The following is a 20304-nucleotide window of genomic DNA, read 5'->3' as shown; positions in this document are numbered from 1 at the left end:
AAGGTATTTTAGTTTCTTGGTCTATACTCAGATTTTAGTCAAAATTACAACAAAAGGCCAATTTTGCACTCCCTTTTGTCATTAATTCTAAACCTCAGCCGTTTTTAGTTGATCTTCAGAACGGCCATGAACGCCTCCTGCGGGATCTCTACATTTCCGACCTGACGCATCCGTTTCTTTCCTTTTTTCTGTTTTTCCAGCAGTTTGCGTTTACGGGAAATATCACCGCCGTAACATTTTGCAAGTACATCCTTGCGCATGGCCTTCACGGTTTCACGGGCAATGATCTTTTGTCCGATCGCAGCCTGAATGGCGATTTCAAACATCTGGCGGGGAATCAGTTCGCGAAGCTTCTCGCAAAGTTTTTTACCCCATTCATATGATTTCGAGCGGTGTACAATGGCCGAAAGTGCATCTACCGGCTCGCCGTTCAGCATCACGTCCAGTTTCACCATATCGGATTCCTGATAACCTGCAAGTTCATAATCCAGTGAAGCATAGCCGCGTGAAATGGTTTTCAGCTTGTCAAAAAAGTCAAACACGACTTCGGCAAGCGGAATCAGGAATTGCAGTTCAACGCGCTCAGAAGTAAGGTAAACCTGATTTTTCAAAATGCCCCTTTTGTCCATACAAAGATTCAGGATCGGGCCGATGTAATCGGATTTGGTAATGATCTGCGCATTGATGTACGGTTCCTCGATCCATTTGATATGGTTCGGTTCCGGCATTTCCGACGGTGCGCTGATGTTCATCAGCTTGTCCTTGGTATTGAGAATACGGAACTGCACCGACGGTACGGTTGTAATCACCGTCATGTCAAATTCACGTTCAAGCCTTTCCTGAACGATTTCCATATGGAGCATGCCAAGAAACCCGCAACGGAACCCGAAGCCCAGTGCCGCTGACGTTTCCGGTTCCCAGACAAGGGCGGCGTCGTTCAGCTGCAGCTTTTCCATGGCTTCGCGAAGTTCTTCAAATTCACTGGTATCGACCGGATAAATACCGGCAAAAACCATGGGTTTAACCTCGGAAAATCCGACAATTGCTTCACTTGCAGGTCTGTCAATATGCGTAAATGTATCGCCTACTTTTACCTCTTTGGCTACTTTTATACCTGAAATAAGATAACCCACATCGCCGCATTCTACAACCTGTTTCGGTATCTGCTGTAACCCCAGCGTACCGATTTCATCTGCGATGTATTCTTTTCCGGTTGCCATGAACTTCACACGGTCCCCTTTTTTTATGCTTCCGTTTTTCACCCGGAAAATAACCTCAATTCCTCTGTATGAATTGAATACCGAGTCAAAAATCAAAGCCTGCAATGGAGCCGCCGGATCTCCGACAGGAGCGGGGATACGTTCCACAATGGCATTCAGTATGGCTTCTATTCCGATGCCTTCCTTTCCGCTGGCCGGAATAATATCTTCTCGTGTACAGTCCAGCAGATCAACCATTTCATCCTTGATCTCTTCCGGCCTTGCTCCCGGCAAATCTATTTTGTTCAGTACCGGAATGATTACAAGATCATGATTAATTGCAAGGTACAAATTGGAGATAGTCTGTGCCTCAGTGCCCTGAGATGCATCAACGAGCAGTAAAGCTCCTTCGCAGGCTGCAATGGAGCGGGAAACTTCATAAGAAAAGTCAACATGCCCCGGTGTGTCAATCAGGTTCAGGATGTACTCTTCTCCTTTATAAATATAGTTCATCTGGATCGCATGACTTTTGATCGTGATGCCACGTTCCCGTTCCAGATCCATATTGTCCAGAAGCTGAGCCTGCATTTCCCGCTGGGTTACCGTTTTGGTAAACTCAAGCAAGCGGTCTGCAAGGGTGCTTTTTCCATGGTCAATATGGGCGATGATGCAAAAATTACGGATTTTCTTCATGAAAATAATTACTGTCTGTCGCTTTGAATGGATGGTGGATCAAAGCATGTGCAAAATTACGAGGGTAATTAATATTTCAACAGGTTTTCTTGCTGAACTTCAAACTTAAAGAAAATACTTTACGAAACAGGAGAGAATGCCGGGCAATACTGTTGGTACAATATTACCCGGATGTTCTGTAAAATGTAGTATTGTAAGCTGAAAGAACGGGAACCTTCGGCTGAATAAAAGATTTTGCCAGATGAAAATCTGCACGCCGATGTTCCGGAAAGACTCTGTTCCTATTTCTCCTGTTTTATCAAAATCAGGAATTTGCCAGTGCACGGTCGAGATGTACGTAGCCGCCGTCTACATAAATCAGCTGGCCGGTGGTGTGGCTTGAACGGGCCGACAGCAGAAATACGGTCATATTTGCAATTTCCTCGGCGGTCGTCATCCGGTTTTCCAGCGGTATATTGGCCGTGATGGATTTCAGTTTTTCTGCCGGGTCCGAAAGCGTTTCAATCCAGCGTTCGTAAAGCGGCGTCCAGCATTCGGCCACAATAACGGCATTCACACGGATCCCGTATTTCAGGAGTTCGACCGCCCATTCACGCGTAAGTGCATTGCGGCCGCCGTTCGAAGCCGCATATGCCGAAGTGCCGCCTTGGCCGGTGTCAGCCGTTTTGGAGCTGATATTGACGATGGAACCTTTGGAAACTTTCAGTGCCGGCAAAGCATGATGCGCCATCAGGTAATAATGAACCAAATTTTTATGCAAGGAAGCCATGAAGCCGTGGTAATCGCCCGTTTCCAGCCCGACTCCGTCGTTTACACCGGCATTGTTTACCAGACCGTCAATCCGTCCGTACTCAGTATGACTGCCGCTACGGCATTCTGACATTCCTCTGGCCGTGTAAGTTCTGCGGCAACCTGAAAAGATTCAAAACCCTTTGCTGCTAGATCATCGACAACTTTCTGGTTATCTTCTGCATTTCGTCCGACAATAACCGGAATCGCGCCTTCAGCAGCCAGGACCTGCACAATGCCTTCTCCGATGCCTTTGGCGCCGCCTGTAACTATAATTACTTTATTCTTAAGTTGTAAATCCATGGTAAAAAGTGAAAATCTTTACTGGTTTCCCGTAAGAATGTAAAGTAAAGCAAAACGCGGCAAATAACTTTACAGCCGAAAAATTTAACAGGCCGCACCGTTCCGCATACAGATTCGGTAAATGCCTGTTATCATTGCCTTGTTCAGCTGAACGGATTGTCCGAACAGGAATCAGCGAATATTCAGATGTTGCTGAACTTCATCCTTTTTCCTGCGCGATATTTCGACGCGCGATCCGTCGGATATGATAATGAATTCATTGTTGTTGCTGATCCGTATGATGTGGTCGGGATTGACAAGGTGCGATTTATGCGTGCGTATGAATTTGAACTGTTCCAGCATTTCTTCAAAGTGCTTGAGCGTTTTGCTGGCAACAAAAGGCCTTTTGTCTTTCAGGTGAATAACCGTGTAGTTCCGGTCTGCTTCCAGGCGAAGTATCTCGTTGATGGTAAAAAAGAAAACGCCTTCACTCGACGGAACAGCCAGCCTGAATTCCCGGATGTCTTTCTTCTCAATATTGCTTACCAGATTATCGTATAGCATGCGTTTCTGTCTTACAGATTCTTGTTTTGTCATATGGCGGTAAATGGCTTCTTTTAATTCATCGGGATCCACAGGTTTGAGTAGATAATCCAGCGCGCTGAAACGGATGGCCTGAATGGCGTACTGGTTATACGCAGTTGTAAAAATGATGTCGAAAGTGAATGATTTAAGCGCTGTCAGCAGCTCAAACCCGTTCTGATGCGGCATTTCGACGTCCAGAAAAATGATTCCGGGGTTGAAGGAAAGTAAAATGTTTTTTGCTTCCTCCACTGAAGATGCAAGCCGTATTTCACTGACTTCCGGTATGTAATTGCTTAAATAATGCTGCAGCACGTTGCGTGCTCTGAATTCGTCATCAACAATTAATACTTTAATCATGGGCTATAGTGCTTTGTTGTGCGGCACCGTATCGACGCCTTTTTTTAGTGTGATTCAAAATAGAAGAATATTCAGGAATCGGGTATTTTCTAATGTGCAAGTGGCTTTGTGCAGTTATTTTAAGGTTAAGGCAGGTCAGTAGGGGAAAGTCAGGCTGTCAAATCACCGGCAAGGCAGCACGGCTGATATGCATTAGATAACTGAAATGTGCCTGTGGATAATTACGATCTGTTTAATTCAGCAAACTCGGATAAATTGTGCTTTTCAGCTTGAAGAATAAGTATAAAGCGCTGTCAATCAGTTATGAGCTGGTCTTTGTATTTTTTTATTACCTAGCTGTTAACGGTTCATTCTTCTAAAAACCGCCTGCTTGTGAAGTTCAGATTGATTGTCATCATGGGTATTTCAGCGTTCCTTTTCGGTTGTTCGGGTTCATCATCTTATAAAAAAGAGAACGGACAGTGGTATTACAAGAATTTATTGCTGGAAGCCGTGCCGAATGGCAGTTTAGAGGAGATTAATGAGTTCTTTGCAGTCGATTCCAGGCATGCATTTTACCGGAACGCAGTCATTGCCGGCAGCGATTCGGAAAGTTTTACGGCACTGAGCGAGCATTATGCCAGAGACAAAGCCCATGTATACTATTGCAATACGTACCGCAAAGGGCAGGAATACTACGCGGTCCGGCATAACCGCATTTCTGTGATCAGCGATGCCGATCCGCTTACATTTTCGTACCTGGAAAGTAATTATGCAAAAGACAGCCGCAAGGTGTTTTATGATGGGAAAAGTTTTCCCGTGCGCGATGCCGGTTCTTTCCGGCTGCTGGAATACGGATTTGCCAAAGATGCATTCAGAGGATATTATCTGCAAACTGAAATTACCGGAAGCGACGGAAAATCCTTCGGGAACCTGGATCATGAATACTCGAAAGATGCCCGGAACATTTACTTTTCAAAGGTTCAGACGCATGACGTTGCCGAGCCACTGCCAGTTACCATACCGGTGAAATCCGCAGACACAGCATCATTCAGCGTGCTGGAAAAAGGCTATGCGCGGGATAATAAAAATGTATTTTACAAAGGAAATCCAATCGCAGGCGCAAACCCTGCATCGTTCAAAATGCTAGTCACTGAAACTGAAAATGCGGATGCCAAAGATCATGCGGCTTTTTATAAAAACGGGCGACGGCAGATTTTCAATTAATGTCGTTCGCTGTATTTCAACGGGTTTTTCTGAAAGCTGTAAATCAGGTAAAACAGGGCCGGAAGAATAAAAACGCTGCCGATCAGCAAGGCAAGACCCAGTGACTGCATGGTTTTTTCCTGCCCGGCATGTTCCATCAGGGAAAGATAACCGCCGCCTTTCAGAATAACGATATTCGGGAAATGCCTGTAAGTCGTGGTCAGTAAAATCATGGTGACCTGAAAGCCGGCCAATACACGCAGTAACTTTATTTTTCCCTGATATAACAAATACCACATCCAGACCAGTGAAAGTGTTGCTGAAATAATGGCAATGCGTCCGACCCAGTTCCCGAATACCCATTCCATTAACGGAACGTTCTCCAGATAAGCGGCTATAAAAACAAGAATTCCGCAGATGACGGCCGCTATATTGAAAAACTGTGCCTTGTGCGCAAAACGCAGCCTGCTTTGGTCATCGTCCGCTTCTCCGATGAGATAAACAGACGCCAAAAACCCGCAGATTGAAACCGTAAACAGTCCGACCGCAACCGCAAACCAGTGCAGCCAGCTGAAAATATAAGCAGAAAGGAAAGTATCGGCTTTCGGATCAATGTGCCCAGAAACCGCGCTTCCGGCAATAATACCCAGAAAAAAAGGCGTTATAAAACTTGAAATGGCAAATATGGTATTATAGATATGCTGCATGTCGTCAACAACTGCGTCGTAATGCCGGAATGTAAAAGCAGTTCCTCTTGCTATAATTCCTAATAACATAATGGTCAGCGGAATATGCAGATAAACCGACATCATGGAATAAATGACCGGAAACCCGACGAACAGAATGACAATGGCAATGATCAGCCACATATGGTTTGCTTCCCAGATCGGGCCAATGGCGGAATACAAGGTTTTGCGTGTAATTTCCTTGTTTCTCCTGGAAGTGAACAGTTCAATAATTCCGGCACCATAATCTGCGCCGCCAAGCAGCAGATAAAGCAGAATGGACGTCCATAGAAAAGTGATAACGACGTAAAGCATGGTCTGTTTCAGAAATAGTGAAGGTTATGATTGCGGTTTGTCGTACAGTTTTCCAACCATTTTGATCTGCCTGTAAAGCATGAATACGACCACACAGGCCAGGGAAACGTAAACGGCCGTAAAAAGATAAAACGAGTACGCAATGCCCGGCATAGGCGTTACTGCATCCGCCGTGCGCATGATTCCGTTGATGATCCACGGCTGCCTTCCGACTTCCGTCACCGTCCAGCCGGCTTCAACGGCAATAAACCCGAGCGGCGTTGCTGCTACGAACAACCGAAGCAGCCATTTGCTTTCAAGCCATTTTTTCTTTTTCCATAATGCCGTGAAGTACAGTGCCGAAATCAGCATCATGGCCGTACCCATTCCGACCATAATCTGGAAAGCGTAATGCGTAATGGCAACAGGCGGGTGGTTTTCAGCGGGAATCTGATCAAGCCCTTTTACCTCGGATTTAAAATCGCCGTGTGCAAGAAAACTCAGAAAGCCCGGCAATTTCAGTGCGTAGTCAACTTTCTTGTTTTCCTCATCCGGAATCCCGCCGACAATCAGCGAAGCAGATCTTTCGGTATGGAAATGCGCCTCCATCGCCGCCAGTTTCGCCGGTTGTCTTCTGGCAACATCTTTTGCAGAAATATCCCCGCTGAAAGGCTGTACAAGTGCGGCGGCACAACCGAAGATAGCTGCAATCTGAAAAGACCGTGTGTGAAAAAGTACATTCTTTCCTTTCAGGATCATAAGCGCGTGAATGCCTGCAACGGCAAAGCCGGTGGCGACAAACGCAGCGATCGTCATATGCAGTGCCTGTGAAAACCATGCGTCATTGAACATGGCTTTTACCGGGTCAATATTCAGGTATTTGCCGTCCGCAAAATCGAAACCGGCCGGGCTGTTCATCCATGCGTTTGCCGCGACAACCAGAATGCCTGACGCCAGTCCGCTTACGCCCACAATGACGCCTGTAAACCAGTGAAACCATTTATTAAAACGATCCCAGCCGTAAAGAAAAAAACCAAGCGCAATCGCTTCTATAAAAAACGCGGTTCCTTCCAGCGAGAAAGGCATGCCGAAGATCGGGCCGGCATGTTTCATGAATTCCGGCCATAACAGTCCGAGCTCAAAAGACAACACGGTTCCCGAGACGGCACCCGTCGCGAAGAAAATCGCAACGCCTTTGCTCCATGCCTTTGTTACATTTTTATAAACGGCTCTGTCGGTTTTAAGCCACATATAATGCGCAACGGCCATGAAAAACGGCATCACCATTCCGATGCATGAAAACACGATGTGAAATCCCAGCGAAAGCGCCATTTGTGACCTTGCAGCTATAAAATCATTCATTTGGAATTGTTTAATGATTAATTATAATTTAATCGCAGCAGTTCAGGGATCAGGAATTAGGATGGTCAAAACTAATCAAGTCTTGCGAGAAGAACCATTTTTAACGATTTAAAACAGTTTCAATAAGGGATTTTCTTGGGAGTTGGGGAGTAGGGAGGAAGGGATGATGGAATTTGAAGGATTGGGAACGGCAGCTTGTACCAAATGAAAACAAAGCAAAAAAGTTGATGCATGCATCAACTTTGAAATATTTTCCGGAAGTATCGAAAAGCGGTTTACTGATCTTATATAGTTCTATGTATTGGAATTGTTCTTTTCGTGAAGTCTTTTTTTAACAATGTCTGCCGGGTATTTCAGCGCCAGTTCCCGGATCTGATACGTAAATTCCTTGAAAGTTTCTTCCCACATTTCAGCTTCGCCGGGCTCATATTCATAAAAACCATGCGAATTGGCAACGCCTCTTCCGCCTTCTCTGACCACTTTATCAATAAGTTCCGGAACTTCGGTGCTGTTGTTCAGCGTAGGAAGCAGGTTTTTCATGACCGTATGATAAGCCGGAACACCCGTAAGATCCATCCAGCGGAAAACCCCCACGAAAGTCATGAAGTAACCCGCATTGTTGCGGCAGGAACGGTCAATGTCTTCAATCGTCGCATAACCGTTTTCCACCAGGCTGATGGCTTCGCGGTACATGGCGTACATCAGGCGGTTTGTGATAAAACCGGCTATATCCTTTCTGACCAGAATGGGTTCTTTGCCCCACAGATGCGATAATTCGTACAGGTATTCGCCGTTTTTGATGTCGGTTTCGTCTCCGCAGATAATTTCTAAAAATCGCGTGGTATGCGCCGGCTCTGTCCAGTGCAGACCCAGAAAACGCTCGGGATGCAATGTCAGTTTTTGCAGTTTACTGATCGGGATAGCGGATGTATTGCTTGTTAAAAGTGCGTCCGGTGTAATTACGGCTTCAATTTTTTTGTAAACCGATTCCTTGATGTCAATATTTTCAATCGTGCATTCATTGACAAGCCTGCATGGTTTCAGGCTGGAATAGTCTTCGGTAATGATCAGGTTTTTAAGGTGAAATTCAGGATCGTTCGAAATCAGGCCTTTTTCTGCTGAATTTTCGAGATGTTCCCGGATCCGCTTTTCTGCATGCTGCAAATCTGCACTGATCGGGGCAATAGCAACCACCGGATGTCCGGCAATCAGCAGGCAGCTTACAATGCTGCATCCCATTAATCCCAAACCAACAATGCCTACCGGAATTTCATTTGTGTTCATCATGCAGAAAATTAGGAGTTAAGATTTTGCAAACGGCTTTGGGCGATTAGCTGTTCGCTTCAAGCTGTTAGTGTTTACTCAATATTTGAATAAAAGGTTGATTTTGGTTCTTCCTACTACAACAAAAGCCCCGAAACGATCTGTTTCGGGGCTTTATTTATTTAAAGAAGAGTCTATTTCGACCAGCTGCTGAATTCAGTTTCTACTTCTTCGCGGGTCTTGCCCAGCTTTTGCTGAAGTTTTCCAAGAAGTTCGTCTTCTTTTCCTTCTTCATAAGCCAGATCGTCGTCAGTCAAATCTGCATATTGCTGCTTTAATTTTCCTTTTAGTTCATTCCAGTTACCTTTAATTTGTTGGGTGAAAGCACTCATGACTATGTAATTTTAAATGAAACAAATATGCTTTTTCAAGCACGTATATACTTGTTATTATAAAATTATCATTCCAGAGCCTGAATGCCGCCGTTTGACTGATCCTGCAAAAAGACTGAGAAAATATTTTCCCGTATAGTCCTTGAAAAGCTCCATTGCAGCTTTGACAAATTGTTTTCTGTTATTTTGTTGTAGCCATCAGCTTGTCCAGCCTTACAATCGCCTGAATCATGGACCTTACCGAATGATAATTCACTTTCCAGGAATGGCTCATGTGTTTCCAGATCGGTTCGCCTTGGCGCGTAAGCAGCGGCAGCCATTCGCCGACTTCGTGGCGGATCATATGGTCAAAAACAAAGCGGTGCGTTGCATCGTATGCTTTCAGATATTTTTCATCTTTATAGACACGGTAAGCATCCAGCATACCGATAATGACTTCGGCCTGCTGCCAGAATTCCTTTTCACGGTCGTAAACTTCACCGGCATGCGAGCCTTCCACGTAAACACCGCCATATTCCCAGTCAATTCCGTGTTCAACGGCATGGTTGTAAGATGCCAGAAGCTGCTCTTCGTATTCGTCATAGGAAATGCCTGCAATATCCAGCGCGTGCATCAGCAGCCATGCAAACTCCACATTATGGCCGTAACTCGTATTGTCCTCGGCCGAACTCTTCATACCATCCTCCGAGAAACGGTCCCATCCCCAGATGATATCAAACTTGATCTGCGGTGCAACGGTCCAGTCGGCCCAGAACTGCGGAATACCCGTTTTGAATTGCGGGTGCATGATTTTATGCAATAACAGTTGTATAATTTCCAGCAATTTACGCTTGTGAACCTGCTCTCCGCTGGCTTCGTACAAAGTTGTAAAAGCTTCCATCAAATGCATATGTGCGTCCAGCGTTTTGCGGTCGCCGCCAGCCGGACCGGGGCCTTTTAATTCCCAGTTGCGGAAGAACATTTCAAAATAACCGCCGTAATAAGTATCTGCCCCGTGTTTCTGAAGCAGGTCAAAAACCTTCGAAGCATATTCCAGTCCGCGCGGATCGCCTGTTGCCAAAGTGTATTCGGCAAGGCTGTAAATGGCAAAACTGTGGCCGTAAACGATTTTTTCATCAATTTTCACATTGCCTTTCCGGTCCATAAGCCAGTAAAAACCGCCGTTTTCCTGATCCCACATTTTATCGATCAGAAAATCGACGCCGTGCTTTGCGATGGCGGCATAACGTCCTTCTCCGTAACCGGCCCGGTGCGCGGATGAAAAGGTGAAAACGGTTCGGGTTTGTGCAATCAGCGATTTTTCATCTTCGCCGGAGTCATTGCCGTTGTAATCAAAATGCGTAATAAAACCGCCGTTTTCCTTGTCTACACAGCGATTTTCCCAAAATGGCAGCAACTCGTTTGTCAGATGATTGTAAATTTCCTGCCTGTAATTTTTTAATTGATCCGTATCCATTTTTGGTGTTTATGAGTCAGAATTAAGGTTTTTAAAATTTTGCGTTTGTTTAAACGATATGTGCTGCGTCGATATCCGGATTACTGGCGATATAGTCGATGTTTTGGTCGTTATAAATATTATTTAAGTCAGGCATTTAAAATAACTACTTGAAACCTGCGGGCCGATGAGCAAGCGGAACATTTGCAAATGCTGAGACATACTTCGTAATTAGCGGATCATTTTCCACTTAATACTGATATGAGCAATTCTGAAATTGTCGAGATCCTTGAATTAACCGCTAAACTGATGGAACTGCATGGAGCTGATCCGTTCAAGATCAAGGGCTATTCCATCGCGGCTTTTTATCTGGACAAATACAAGGACGGCGAACTTCAGAACATGTCGGAGCAGGAGCTTACCAAATTGCAGGGAATCGGCAAAAGCACCGCCGGCAAAATTGTTCAGATTGCGAAAACAGGCACTTTTCCCGAGCTGGAAACGCTGCTTGGCAATACGCCGCTCGGCGTCATGGAAATGTTTAATATCAAAGGCATCGGCGCCAAAAAAATAGCGGTTTTATGGCGTGAACTCGGTATCGACAACCTGCACGAACTGGAACTGGCCTGTCTGAACGGCAGTGTTGCAAAAATCAAGGGATTTGGTGCCGGTACCGCACAAAAGATCCTGGAATCGCTTGCTTTCCTGAAAGATCAGGCCGGGAAACTGAGAATGGATAAAGCGGAAGCAATTGCAAACGTCATCGCCGGCGAACTGAAGAAAAGTTTTGAAAAAGTAGAAGTAGCCGGCGACATCCGACGCAAATCGGAAATCGTGGAATCCATAAAAATTCTGGCAGCAACCGATTCGCCGGCATTGCTGCATACCATTTCTGACGGAATAGAATTTCTGGTTCAGGATAAAAAGAAATCTTCACCGTTTGTATGGCGCGGAAACGTAAGCGATGTGGCCGTAGAAGTTGAGATCATTGCCGTGAAGCCGGAAAGATTTATGAATGAACTTTTTCTGGAAAGCGCAGATGCGGAACATCTCGGATATGTCACGCCTTCCGGAAGTACGATCTGGCGTTTTGCAAATTATGAAACCGTTGATAATGAGAATGAAATTTATCAGAAAGCCGGCCTGCCGTACATCGTTTCGGAAATGCGCGAAGGCGCGGATGAATTCAAGTGGGCCGAAAAATACAATTCCGATGATCTGGTTACATGGAACGATCTGAAAGGCATTTTACATAATCACAGTACTTATTCCGACGGCCAGGATACGCTGGAACAAATGGCTTTGCATTGCCGTGAACTTGGATTTGAATACCTCGGGATTGCCGATCACTCGCAGACAGCTACTTATGCGCGCGGTCTGAAAGCCGAAGATGTATTTCGCCAGCATGAAGAAATCAAGAAACTGAATGCGCGGTTTGCTTCCGAAAACCCGGAAAAGCCGTTTAAAATCCTGAAAGGAATCGAATCCGACATTCTGGGTGACGGCTCGCTGGACTATCCTGCGGAAGTGCTTGCAACATTCGATTACATTGTGGCTTCGGTGCACAGCAATCTGACGATGTCGCAGGAAAAAGCCACTGCACGGCTGCTCAAAGCCATAGAAAACCCGTATACAACCATTTTAGGACATCCGACCGGACGTTTGCTTTTATCGCGTGAGGGGTATCCGATTGATCACAAAACCATTATTGATGCCTGTGCGGAACACAAGGTTGTGGTTGAAATTAACGCATCGCCGTGGCGGCTGGATATTGACTGGCGATGGATTTCATACTGCATGGAAAAAGGCGTTCTGCTGAGTATCAATCCCGATGCGCATTCCAGACAGGGATATCAGGATATGCATTACGGCGTTGCCGTTGCACGCAAAGGCGGACTCATCAAAGGCATGACTTTCAATGCATTTTCCCTGACGGAAATGGAATCATATTTAACAAAAAAGGCTCTTAAATAAGAGCCTGAATTTTTCTGCTGATGACGATCATTCCTGTAAAATAAAAGTCATGACCAGTATGCGCGGTATGCTTGTGCGGTCGTCATCATCAAAAAATTCCTTTAATTCCTTGATCTCAAAGCCGTATTTTTTGGCAGATTCCGTAAAATCGGAAATGTTGTGCGTAAAACAAGGTACAATCGTCTGGCCTTCTTCGGTTTCAAAACGTGCTTTCGATCCTGAATACTGCTTGAACGGGTGCAGCTCGCCGAGGTAAATCATGCCGCCGGTTTTAAGCTTGTTGCTGGCCTGCTGAAATATAAAATCCAGGTTCTCAATATGTTCAAGTACAAGGCTGAACGTAACAAGATCAAAGCATTTGTCGGTAAAATCCCAGGGCATATTAATATCCGCCTGATAAAATTCCACCTTGTAGCCGGCAAGTTTTTCTTTGGCTTTGGCCAGCATTTCTTCGGAAAGATCCGCGGCAACGAGCGTTTCTGCCCGGTTGACAAGCCATTGTGAATTTTTTCCGGTACCGCAGCCGATTTCCAGCGCGCTGCTGAAATGTTTTTCTTCCAAAACCTGCCTCAATGCAGTGGCTTCAAGGTCTCGGGTTCTGTTGACGTTGCTGTCATATTGCTCCGACCATTTGTCGTATGCTTTCCTGGTGTTCATTGTTTGTTGTTCCGTTAAATTACAAAACACGCATTTCTATTTCTTTCTGGAAAATTTCCGGCGGCAAAAATGAAATAATTCCTGTTTTAAGCGCATCGATCAAACGGGTTTTCATTTGTTCACGGTTTACGATCAGGCAAACTTCACGGGCCGGTTCCGGAAACCTGAAATTCCGGATATGCTTTTTCCGCTCATCAGAAAGCTCCATAACCGCCATTTCCGGCAAAATAGTGATGCCGCCGTTTCTTTCCACCATGCGGATTAATGTCTCGATACTGCCCGAACGATAACTGAAGCTGCTGCCGAACTGACTGTTTCGGCTCAGTTCGCAAAGCCGCTGGATCTGCGTACGGAAACAATGGCCTTCTTCCAGCAGCCACAAATCATTCGGTTCAATGTCTGCCGGCAGAATATATTGCTTGGCGTACAAATCCGTATTGCGCGATACAAAGGCATAAAACCGTTCTTTGTACAAGGGAATTTCCTGCAGACTGCTTTCTTCGGTAGTCGAAGCAATGATTCCGGCATCCAGATTTCCGAGTTTCAGTTCATGAATAATGCGTTCGGTAATCATTTCCGAAACATGCAGCTTGATTTCGGGATAATTGCTTACAAAAGGATTTACAAAATGGGGTAAAAGATAAGGCGCAATCGTCGGAATAATTCCGATGCGCAGTTCTCCGGACAAATCTCCGTTAAAATGTTTTGCTATTTCGTTCATCCGGGATGCTTCCAGAAGAATGACTTTTGCCTGATCAATGATCTGTCTTCCGATAGCGGTCGGAACAATCGGCTGTTTGGTCCTGTCAAATATTTTCACCGACAATTCTTCTTCCAGCTTCCGGATCATCATGGATAGCGTAGGCTGCGTAACGTTGCAGTGCTCGGCGGCATGAACAAAATGGCGGTAATTATCAATGGCAACAATGTATTCTAACTGCTGAATATTCATTTAAGTGTAAAATTCCTGATAGATAAGGCTGCAAACTAAATCCGTCATGAAAGTAAAACCGGATTCAGATACATAAATTTTATTTATACAAAGATAGAAACAATCAGTTTGATTGATCATTTTAATTCATCTAACATTGTAGCCACAAAAGAACCTCATCATAACAGTAATACATTTTTATGGCAGACGAAAAGAAAAGGCTGACAACTGCCTCAGGCAAGCCTTACACCGAAAATGAAAACTCCATGACAGCAGGGCCGAGAGGTCCGATTTTGTTGCAGGATTTTATTCTGCACGAAAAAATGGCGCACTTCAATCGGGAACGTATACCTGAAAGGGTTGTGCACGCTAAAGGTTCCGGCGCATACGGCACTTTTACCGTAACGCACGATATCACAAAGTATACGAAGGCCAAATTATTCAGCGAAATCGGAAAACAGACCAAAACTTTCCTGCGTTTTTCGACGGTAGGAGGAGAAAAAGGATCTGCCGATACGGAAAGAGACCCGCGCGGTTTTGCACTGAAATTTTATACTGAAGACGGAAACTGGGATCTGGTCGGAAATAATACGCCAGTGTTTTTTATCAAAGACCCGAAAAAATTCAGTGATTTCATTCATACGCAGAAGCGTGATCCGCGCACAAACTGCAAAAGCGCAACTATGATGTGGGATTTCTGGTCGTTGAACCCGGAAAGTATGCATCAGATTATGATCCTTTTCAGCGACCGCGGAACGCCGTATAGTTACCGCCATATGCACGGGTTCGGGAGCCATACGTTTTCTATGATCAACAGCGAAAATGAAAGGGTTTTTGTGAAATTTCATTTCAAAACGCAGCAGAAGGTCAAGAATTTTACCGATTCCGAAGCGGCCCGAATGAAAGGAATGGATGCAGACTGGGCACAACGCGACCTTGTGGAAGCCATCGATGCAGGAAATTTTCCGAAATGGGAAATGAAGATTCAGGTGATGACCGAAGAACAGACCAAAACGTTCCGCTGGAATCCGTTCGATCTGACCAAAATATGGCCGCAGGCAGAATTTCCCTTGATCGACGTGGGTTTGCTGGAACTGAACCAGATTCCTGACAACTTCTTTTTTGATGTGGAACAGGCGGCATTTGCGCCGGCTCATGTTGTGGACGGTATCGGGTATTCGCCGGACAAAATGCTTCAGGGACGCCTGCTTTCCTATCCGGATGCGCAAAGGTACCGTTTGGGCGCTAATTACGAGCAGTTGCCGGTAAACCGCTGCCCGTATGCAACCAACAATTATCAGCGTGACGGAAAAATGAGAATGGACGGAAACGGAGGCGGTGTGCCTAATTATTTTCCGAACAGCTTTGATAACATTGAAGCAGATCAAAGTTACAAAGAACCTGCTGAAAAGCTCGATTCAATCGTTGCCGACTGGTACGACCGCAATGCCGAAGGTGAAAATGATCATTATACCCAGCCTGGAAATCTTTTCCGGAACGTGTTTACAGACGAAGAAAGAACGACGCAAGTCAATAATTTCCTGGGTTCACTGAAGCATGTTTCCGGTCCGAAACGGGAACTCATCCTGAACCGCCAGCTTTGTCACTTTTTCCGCACCGATCCGGAACTGGGTGCAAGGATCGCGGAAGGGCTTGGCATTGAGATTGATGCATCCATGTTTGCGCATCACTGAAAATAAATGACAAGTACAAAAAACGGCTGGCTCATATTCTGGGCCAGCCGTTTTTATATAAGATCGACTAAAAGATATAAAGACTAAAAGGATCTTAAAATAAATCTTTTGCCTTTTCCAGCGCACGTTCAAGCCCGCTTGCATCAGAACCGCCGGCTGTTGCAAAAAAAGGCTGTCCGCCGCCGCCGCCGCGGATTTCCTTTGCAAGGTCTTTCACGATTTTTCCTGCATTAAGTCCGGTTTCCTGAACGATACTTTCAGCAATAAATACGGAAAGCTGCGGTTTGCCGGCAATTTCCGTCCCGAAAACAGCAATCAGGTTTTCCACCTGGTCACGAAGTTCGTAAGACAGCTGTTTCAGCGATTCTGCATTCGGAACATCCACTTTTTCGACCAAAAGGCTGAATGTTTTATGTTTTTCCAGTCTGGCCAGCAATCCAGTTTTTAAGGTCTGGATTTTTTCAAGTTCCAGTGCCGCAATGCGCTTCTGCAGATTATTGCGTTCATCCAGCAGCGACTCGACGGCTTTAACCAGATCAGTCGGGCCTTTCAGAAGATCTTTGATTTTGTTCAGTGTTTCTTCCTGCTGGCGCATCAGTTCGAGTGCTTTTTCGCCGGTAACAGCCTCCACACGCCTTACGCCAGCCGAAACCGATCCTTCTGAAATAAACTTGAAAACACCGATTTTACCCGTTGAAGGCACATGCGTTCCGCCGCAGAGTTCAAAGGAGAATTTTGGGTCAAAAATGATCAAACGTACAAATTCGCCGTATTTTTCTCCGAAAGTTGCCGTTGCGCCCAAATCTAGCGCCTGCTGTATCGGCACATTCCTTCTTTCTTCCAGTGCGATATCCTCGCGTATTTTTTCATTTACACGGTCTTCGATTTTCTGCAGTTCCTGATCCGTTACTTTCGAAAAATGGGAAAAGTCAAAGCGGAGCACTTCATCGTTCAGGTACGAACCTTTCTGTCCGATATGCGATCCGAGGATTTCCCGCATGGACGACAGCATCAGGTGAGTTGCAGAGTGATTTGCCTTTATTTTATTTCTACGCTCTGTATCAATCCGTGCAACAATGATACCGGCCTGCTGCAAGGCTTCGTCCAGGTTTTTATCCCTTGAAATATGCACAAAAAGGTCATTTTCCTTCTTGGTATCAACGATCCGGATCGTCTTTCCTTCATTGCTGCTGCTAGTCGGATTAAGCACAAGTACACCCGTATCGCCGATCTGACCGCCCATTTCTGCATAGAAGGGCGTACGGTCGAGTACGATATGATACTCTTCGCCTGTTTTGGTTTTTACCTTTCTGTATTTGATAATATGACTGTGTGTTTCCTCGAAATCATAGCCAAGGAATTCCACTTTGTCCGCTTCCCTCAGCTCAATCCAGTCTGTAGCTTCTTTGGCTGCATCCTGACGCGAACGTTTTTTCTGTTCCGCCAAAGCATCCTGAAATCCTGTTTCATCGATCTCAAAGCCTTTTTCACGTGCAATCAGTGCCGTAAGGTCAACAGGAAACCCGAACGTATCGCTGAGTTCGAAAACCTCTTCGCCGGCAATGACATTGACTTCTTTCTGTTTCAGGGAAGAAGTAATATTGTCCAGCCGTTTCAGTCCGGATTCAAGCGTTCTCAAAAAGCTTTTTTCTTCTTCCAAGATCACACGGGTAACAAATTCCTCCTGCGCTTTCAGTTCGGTAAATACATCTTTGAACTGATCTGCAAGCACTGCAACCAGTTTGTAAAAGAAAGGCTCCTTAAAACCAAGATAAGAGTAACCGTAACGCACTGCACGACGCAAAATACGGCGGATTACATAACCCGCTTTAACGTTGGAAGGCAATTGTCCGTCGGTAATGGCAAAAGCAACGGCCCGGATGTGATCCGAAATAACACGCATGGCAATATCTGCAAACGGCTCTGTTCCGGCACCATATTTTTTTCCTGACAAGGTTTCAAGAACCTGAATCGTATTCTGAAAAACATCCGTATCGTAATTGGAAGTTTTATTTTGTACGGCCATGCAAAGGCGCTCAAAGCCCATTCCGGTATCCACGTGCGTGGAAGGAAGCGGAATCAGCGAACCGTCGGCTTTGCGTTCAAACTGCATAAAAACCAGGTTCCAGATTTCGACCACCTGCGGATGATCGTTGTTTACGAGTGACTTACCGGAAATTTCGGCTACTTCTGCTTCCGGACGCAAATCAACATGGATTTCGGAGCACGGACCGCAGGGACCGGTGTCGCCCATTTCCCAGAAATTATCCTTTTTGTTTCCGAGAATAATCCGGTCTTCACCGACAATCGGCTTCCATAAGTCCCATGCTTCCTGATCAAACGGCACGCCGTCAGCGGAATTGCCTTCAAATACGGAAACGTACAATCGATCTTTCGGTAACTTGTAAATTTCTGTCAGCAGTTCCCATGCCCATGTAATGGCCTCTTTTTTAAAGTAGTCCCCGAAAGACCAGTTTCCCAGCATTTCGAACATGGTATGGTGATAGGTATCAAAGCCGACATCCTCCAGATCGTTGTGCTTTCCGGAAACACGCAGACATTTCTGCGTATCCGCAATCCGGCGTGAAGGCGGCGTTCCGTTTCCCAGAAAAAAGTCCTTGAACTGCGCCATTCCCGAGTTATTAAACATCAGGGTTGGATCATTTTTTGCGACAAGCGGTGCCGACGGTACGATTAAATGTTCTTTGCTGCGGAAAAAATCAAGAAAAGCCTGACGTATTTGATGCGAGGTCATTTTATATATTTTGGTACTGAAACTTCACGGAATAAGCCGCAAAGGTAAGCAAAAACGATATAAAAAGATGGTGGTTTGTCAGCGCATCAGTTAATTGAGGCCTGTGTTTACATAGGATTCGCGCGCAGTTTTATCAATTTTCCTTTCCAGCGCTGCAAACTGCCGTCTGATATGCCGGTTGCTGAAGCAATCTTCATCAAATTCCCTTTTCATGAATTCCTGATCCATCAGCTCGGCATACATTTCGCGGCCTTCGGCGCTTTGAAGAAAAACGAGCGCCTGCGCAATCTCTTTCTGGCTGCATCTGTTGCGGATAAACCTGCGGAACAGGATTCTTACCGTTTCTATTTCAATTTGGGTTGCTTTTGGGTACATAACTGATATAAGGGGTGAAATTCCTGAATATGTTTTCGTGATAAACTTCCATTATTATATAGTGAGCGTAATATTATACCATAACAAATATTCTTTGATAGACCGTGTAGCCTTGACAATGTGGTCGTTAATGGTTCCTGTTGTAATTCCAAGCTGATCGGCTACTTCATCATAACTTTTGCCTTCTGTCTTGATCAGTGTATAAATCAGTTTCCGCTGTGACGGAAGTTGCTGGATGGCCTTGTTCAGCAGCGTGTCATATTCCTCATTCTGGAACGTAGTTTCGGTATCTACATGAAATTTCTCGCAACCGGTAAGAATCAGGCTTTTGATCTTGATTTCTCTTGCGGCGCGGGTAAGCACGTTCAGGGTTATGTTTTTACAGACTGCATACAGGTACGCTTTGAAATATTTGATGTTCCTCAGGTTTTCCCTTTTTTCCCACACTTTAAGGAATACTTCCTGTGTAATATCTTGGGAAAGTTCAACGGACTTGGTAAACTTGAATGCATAAGCGAAAATTTTACGGTAATAGTCAAGATAAAGTTGTCTGAATGCCGGTCTGTTGCCTTCAATAAGTAAAGACAATAATTCATCCTCAGGCATTTCTGAATAATTATACAAAGTCAGCAATGGTATAGTGTGTTTTGCGAAAGTATTCAAATGCTTAAACAACCTCAATACCAAGATTTCCATCGGCACTTGTAGCGTGTAAATGGAATATCTTGATTATCCTTCGGTCAGGCAGTGATTTTCAGCGAATAGCATTTTACGGACCTGCATGTACATCAAACGGGAAAATAACCGCTGTTTACCGTGCAGATGTAACATCAGGAATATGGATTTTCAGTTGGCATAAGGTTTATGAAAAGAGTATAAACCGGTATCTGCTTTCTTTTTTAAATGAAAGGTCTGATCAGTACCAAAGGATAATCTAATTTTTACACGCCACAAAAATGAAACCGTTTTCAGAGTTATCGGCTGAGGAGCTAGCGATGGAAAACCTGTTTATCAGGTGGGTTCGGTTTCCTGATGACCCGCCGATCCGTTCTTTCTGGGAAAACTGGATACTGAAATATCCGGCTATGAAAGAAACGGTTGACAAAGCGCGTGAACTGGTTCTGACTGCCTCGGACTGGAAACCGGATACGCTGACCAATCAGGATATCAATTCCATATGGGACCGGATACGGAATTCACTCGATATTATGTCTGACCGCGAGCCCAAAGCACCTTCTTCCAAACCGAACGGAAACGGTCATGTCCTGCGGCAGATTATCCTGATCATCATGTCGGCTACTTTCCTTTTTTTTTTAATTTATTTCATTTTCAATAGCCTTTAAGTTCCTCAGGTTTA

16 protein-coding genes and 1 pseudogene are annotated in these 20304 nt (G+C 45.1%); 4 read left to right on the top strand and 13 right to left on the bottom strand.

Annotated elements, in window-relative coordinates:
* Positions 1-104: 104 nt before the first annotated feature.
* From lepA to FEM33_RS14575, 3 genes and pseudogenes are all read right to left on the bottom strand, one after another.
* Positions 105-1892, bottom strand: a complete 1788-nt coding sequence (lepA, locus tag FEM33_RS14585; protein WP_139012727.1) for a translation elongation factor 4 — start codon at positions 1890-1892, stop codon at positions 105-107.
* A gap of 304 nt (positions 1893-2196) precedes the next feature.
* Positions 2197-2984 (bottom strand): annotated as a pseudogene (locus FEM33_RS14580) (SDR family oxidoreductase).
* Between the two features lie 171 nt (positions 2985-3155).
* Positions 3156-3905: a LytR/AlgR family response regulator transcription factor gene (locus tag FEM33_RS14575; protein ID WP_139012726.1), complete on the bottom strand. Its 750-nt coding sequence runs from the start codon at positions 3903-3905 to the stop codon at positions 3156-3158.
* 372 nt (positions 3906-4277) lie between these two features.
* Here FEM33_RS14575 and FEM33_RS14570 point away from each other — a divergent pair, with 372 nt between their 5' ends.
* Positions 4278-5111 carry a DKNYY domain-containing protein gene (locus tag FEM33_RS14570; RefSeq protein ID WP_139012725.1) on the top strand — a complete coding sequence of 278 codons (834 nt, stop codon included), beginning with the start codon at positions 4278-4280 and terminating at the stop codon, positions 5109-5111.
* Here the strand turns inward: FEM33_RS14570 and FEM33_RS14565 are convergent.
* From FEM33_RS14565 to FEM33_RS14545, 5 genes are all read right to left on the bottom strand, one after another.
* Positions 5108-6130 carry a cytochrome d ubiquinol oxidase subunit II gene (locus FEM33_RS14565; RefSeq protein ID WP_139012724.1) on the bottom strand — a complete coding sequence of 341 codons (1023 nt, stop codon included), beginning with the start codon at positions 6128-6130 and terminating at the stop codon, positions 5108-5110. The two genes, FEM33_RS14570 and FEM33_RS14565, sit on opposite strands and share 4 nt — an antisense overlap.
* A 24-nt stretch (positions 6131-6154) precedes the next feature.
* Positions 6155-7471 carry a cytochrome ubiquinol oxidase subunit I gene (locus tag FEM33_RS14560; protein ID WP_139012723.1) on the bottom strand — a complete coding sequence of 439 codons (1317 nt, stop codon included), beginning with the start codon at positions 7469-7471 and terminating at the stop codon, positions 6155-6157.
* Between the two features lie 294 nt (positions 7472-7765).
* Positions 7766-8755, bottom strand: a complete 990-nt coding sequence (locus tag FEM33_RS14555; RefSeq protein ID WP_139012785.1) for a 3-hydroxyacyl-CoA dehydrogenase family protein — start codon at positions 8753-8755, stop codon at positions 7766-7768.
* 173 nt (positions 8756-8928) lie between these two features.
* A complete protein-coding gene (locus FEM33_RS14550) occupies positions 8929-9126 on the bottom strand; it encodes a CsbD family protein (protein ID WP_139012722.1) in 198 nt (65 codons plus the stop codon).
* A gap of 181 nt (positions 9127-9307) precedes the next feature.
* Positions 9308-10582 (bottom strand): beta-1,2-mannosidase, encoded by a 1275-nt coding sequence (locus FEM33_RS14545; RefSeq protein WP_139012721.1) that lies wholly within the window; start codon positions 10580-10582, stop codon positions 9308-9310.
* Positions 10583-10822: 240 nt separating this feature from the next.
* Between FEM33_RS14545 and FEM33_RS14540 the strand changes: the two genes are divergently transcribed.
* Positions 10823-12535, top strand: coding sequence for a DNA polymerase/3'-5' exonuclease PolX (locus FEM33_RS14540; protein WP_139012720.1), 1713 nt, complete (start codon positions 10823-10825; stop codon positions 12533-12535).
* A 27-nt stretch (positions 12536-12562) separates the two neighbouring features.
* On the opposite strand, the gene FEM33_RS14535 is transcribed toward FEM33_RS14540, so the two are convergent.
* Positions 12563-13192, bottom strand: coding sequence for a class I SAM-dependent methyltransferase (locus FEM33_RS14535; RefSeq protein WP_139012719.1), 630 nt, complete (start codon positions 13190-13192; stop codon positions 12563-12565).
* A 19-nt stretch (positions 13193-13211) separates the two neighbouring features.
* The gene (locus FEM33_RS14530) at positions 13212-14144 is read right to left on the bottom strand and encodes a hydrogen peroxide-inducible genes activator (RefSeq protein WP_139012718.1); all 933 of its coding nucleotides are present in this window, start codon (positions 14142-14144) and stop codon (positions 13212-13214) included.
* A 179-nt stretch (positions 14145-14323) separates the two neighbouring features.
* Here FEM33_RS14530 and FEM33_RS14525 point away from each other — a divergent pair, with 179 nt between their 5' ends.
* A complete protein-coding gene (locus tag FEM33_RS14525) occupies positions 14324-15817 on the top strand; it encodes a catalase (protein ID WP_139012717.1) in 1494 nt (497 codons plus the stop codon).
* A 94-nt stretch (positions 15818-15911) separates the two neighbouring features.
* Here the strand turns inward: FEM33_RS14525 and alaS are convergent, their stop codons facing one another.
* From alaS to FEM33_RS14510, 3 genes are all read right to left on the bottom strand, one after another.
* The gene (gene alaS / locus FEM33_RS14520; protein WP_139012716.1) at positions 15912-18572 is read right to left on the bottom strand and encodes an alanine--tRNA ligase; all 2661 of its coding nucleotides are present in this window, start codon (positions 18570-18572) and stop codon (positions 15912-15914) included.
* Positions 18573-18662: 90 nt separating this feature from the next.
* Positions 18663-18947 carry a hypothetical protein gene (locus FEM33_RS14515; RefSeq protein WP_139012715.1) on the bottom strand — a complete coding sequence of 95 codons (285 nt, stop codon included), beginning with the start codon at positions 18945-18947 and terminating at the stop codon, positions 18663-18665.
* A 54-nt stretch (positions 18948-19001) separates the two neighbouring features.
* Complete coding sequence (locus FEM33_RS14510; protein ID WP_161597131.1) at positions 19002-19535, bottom strand: RNA polymerase sigma factor; 534 nt, start codon at positions 19533-19535, stop codon at positions 19002-19004.
* Between the two features lie 368 nt (positions 19536-19903).
* Here FEM33_RS14510 and FEM33_RS14505 point away from each other — a divergent pair, with 368 nt between their 5' ends.
* On the top strand, positions 19904-20290 hold the full coding sequence (locus tag FEM33_RS14505) for a hypothetical protein (RefSeq protein WP_139012713.1): 387 nt from the start codon (positions 19904-19906) through the stop codon (positions 20288-20290).
* The last annotated feature ends 14 nt before the right edge of the window (positions 20291-20304 follow it).

This window comes from Dyadobacter flavalbus (genome assembly GCF_006149045.1).
GTDB classification, from domain to species: Bacteria; Bacteroidota; Bacteroidia; order Cytophagales; family Spirosomataceae; genus Dyadobacter; species Dyadobacter flavalbus.
Note: the sequence above shows the minus strand (reverse complement) of the source record. Positions and strands in the feature narration are given on the sequence as shown.

What these genes read in the sequence shown, in the direction of transcription:
- FEM33_RS14505 (WP_139012713.1), top strand. Translation starts at nt 19,904, where the DNA reads ATGAAACCGTTTTCAGAGTTATCGGCTGAGGAGCTAGCGATGGAAAAC.
- FEM33_RS14535 (WP_139012719.1), bottom strand. Translation starts at nt 13,192, where the DNA reads ATGAACACCAGGAAAGCATACGACAAATGGTCGGAGCAATATGACAGC.
- alaS (WP_139012716.1), bottom strand. Translation starts at nt 18,572, where the DNA reads ATGACCTCGCATCAAATACGTCAGGCTTTTCTTGATTTTTTCCGCAGC.
- FEM33_RS14530 (WP_139012718.1), bottom strand. Translation starts at nt 14,144, where the DNA reads ATGAATATTCAGCAGTTAGAATACATTGTTGCCATTGATAATTACCGC.
- FEM33_RS14550 (WP_139012722.1), bottom strand. Translation starts at nt 9,126, where the DNA reads ATGAGTGCTTTCACCCAACAAATTAAAGGTAACTGGAATGAACTAAAA.
- FEM33_RS14515 (WP_139012715.1), bottom strand. Translation starts at nt 18,947, where the DNA reads ATGTACCCAAAAGCAACCCAAATTGAAATAGAAACGGTAAGAATCCTG.
- FEM33_RS14540 (WP_139012720.1), top strand. Translation starts at nt 10,823, where the DNA reads ATGAGCAATTCTGAAATTGTCGAGATCCTTGAATTAACCGCTAAACTG.
- FEM33_RS14545 (WP_139012721.1), bottom strand. Translation starts at nt 10,582, where the DNA reads ATGGATACGGATCAATTAAAAAATTACAGGCAGGAAATTTACAATCAT.
- FEM33_RS14555 (WP_139012785.1), bottom strand. Translation starts at nt 8,755, where the DNA reads ATGAACACAAATGAAATTCCGGTAGGCATTGTTGGTTTGGGATTAATG.
- FEM33_RS14560 (WP_139012723.1), bottom strand. Translation starts at nt 7,471, where the DNA reads ATGAATGATTTTATAGCTGCAAGGTCACAAATGGCGCTTTCGCTGGGA.
- FEM33_RS14525 (WP_139012717.1), top strand. Translation starts at nt 14,324, where the DNA reads ATGGCAGACGAAAAGAAAAGGCTGACAACTGCCTCAGGCAAGCCTTAC.
- FEM33_RS14575 (WP_139012726.1), bottom strand. Translation starts at nt 3,905, where the DNA reads ATGATTAAAGTATTAATTGTTGATGACGAATTCAGAGCACGCAACGTG.
- FEM33_RS14565 (WP_139012724.1), bottom strand. Translation starts at nt 6,130, where the DNA reads ATGCTTTACGTCGTTATCACTTTTCTATGGACGTCCATTCTGCTTTAT.
- lepA (WP_139012727.1), bottom strand. Translation starts at nt 1,892, where the DNA reads ATGAAGAAAATCCGTAATTTTTGCATCATCGCCCATATTGACCATGGA.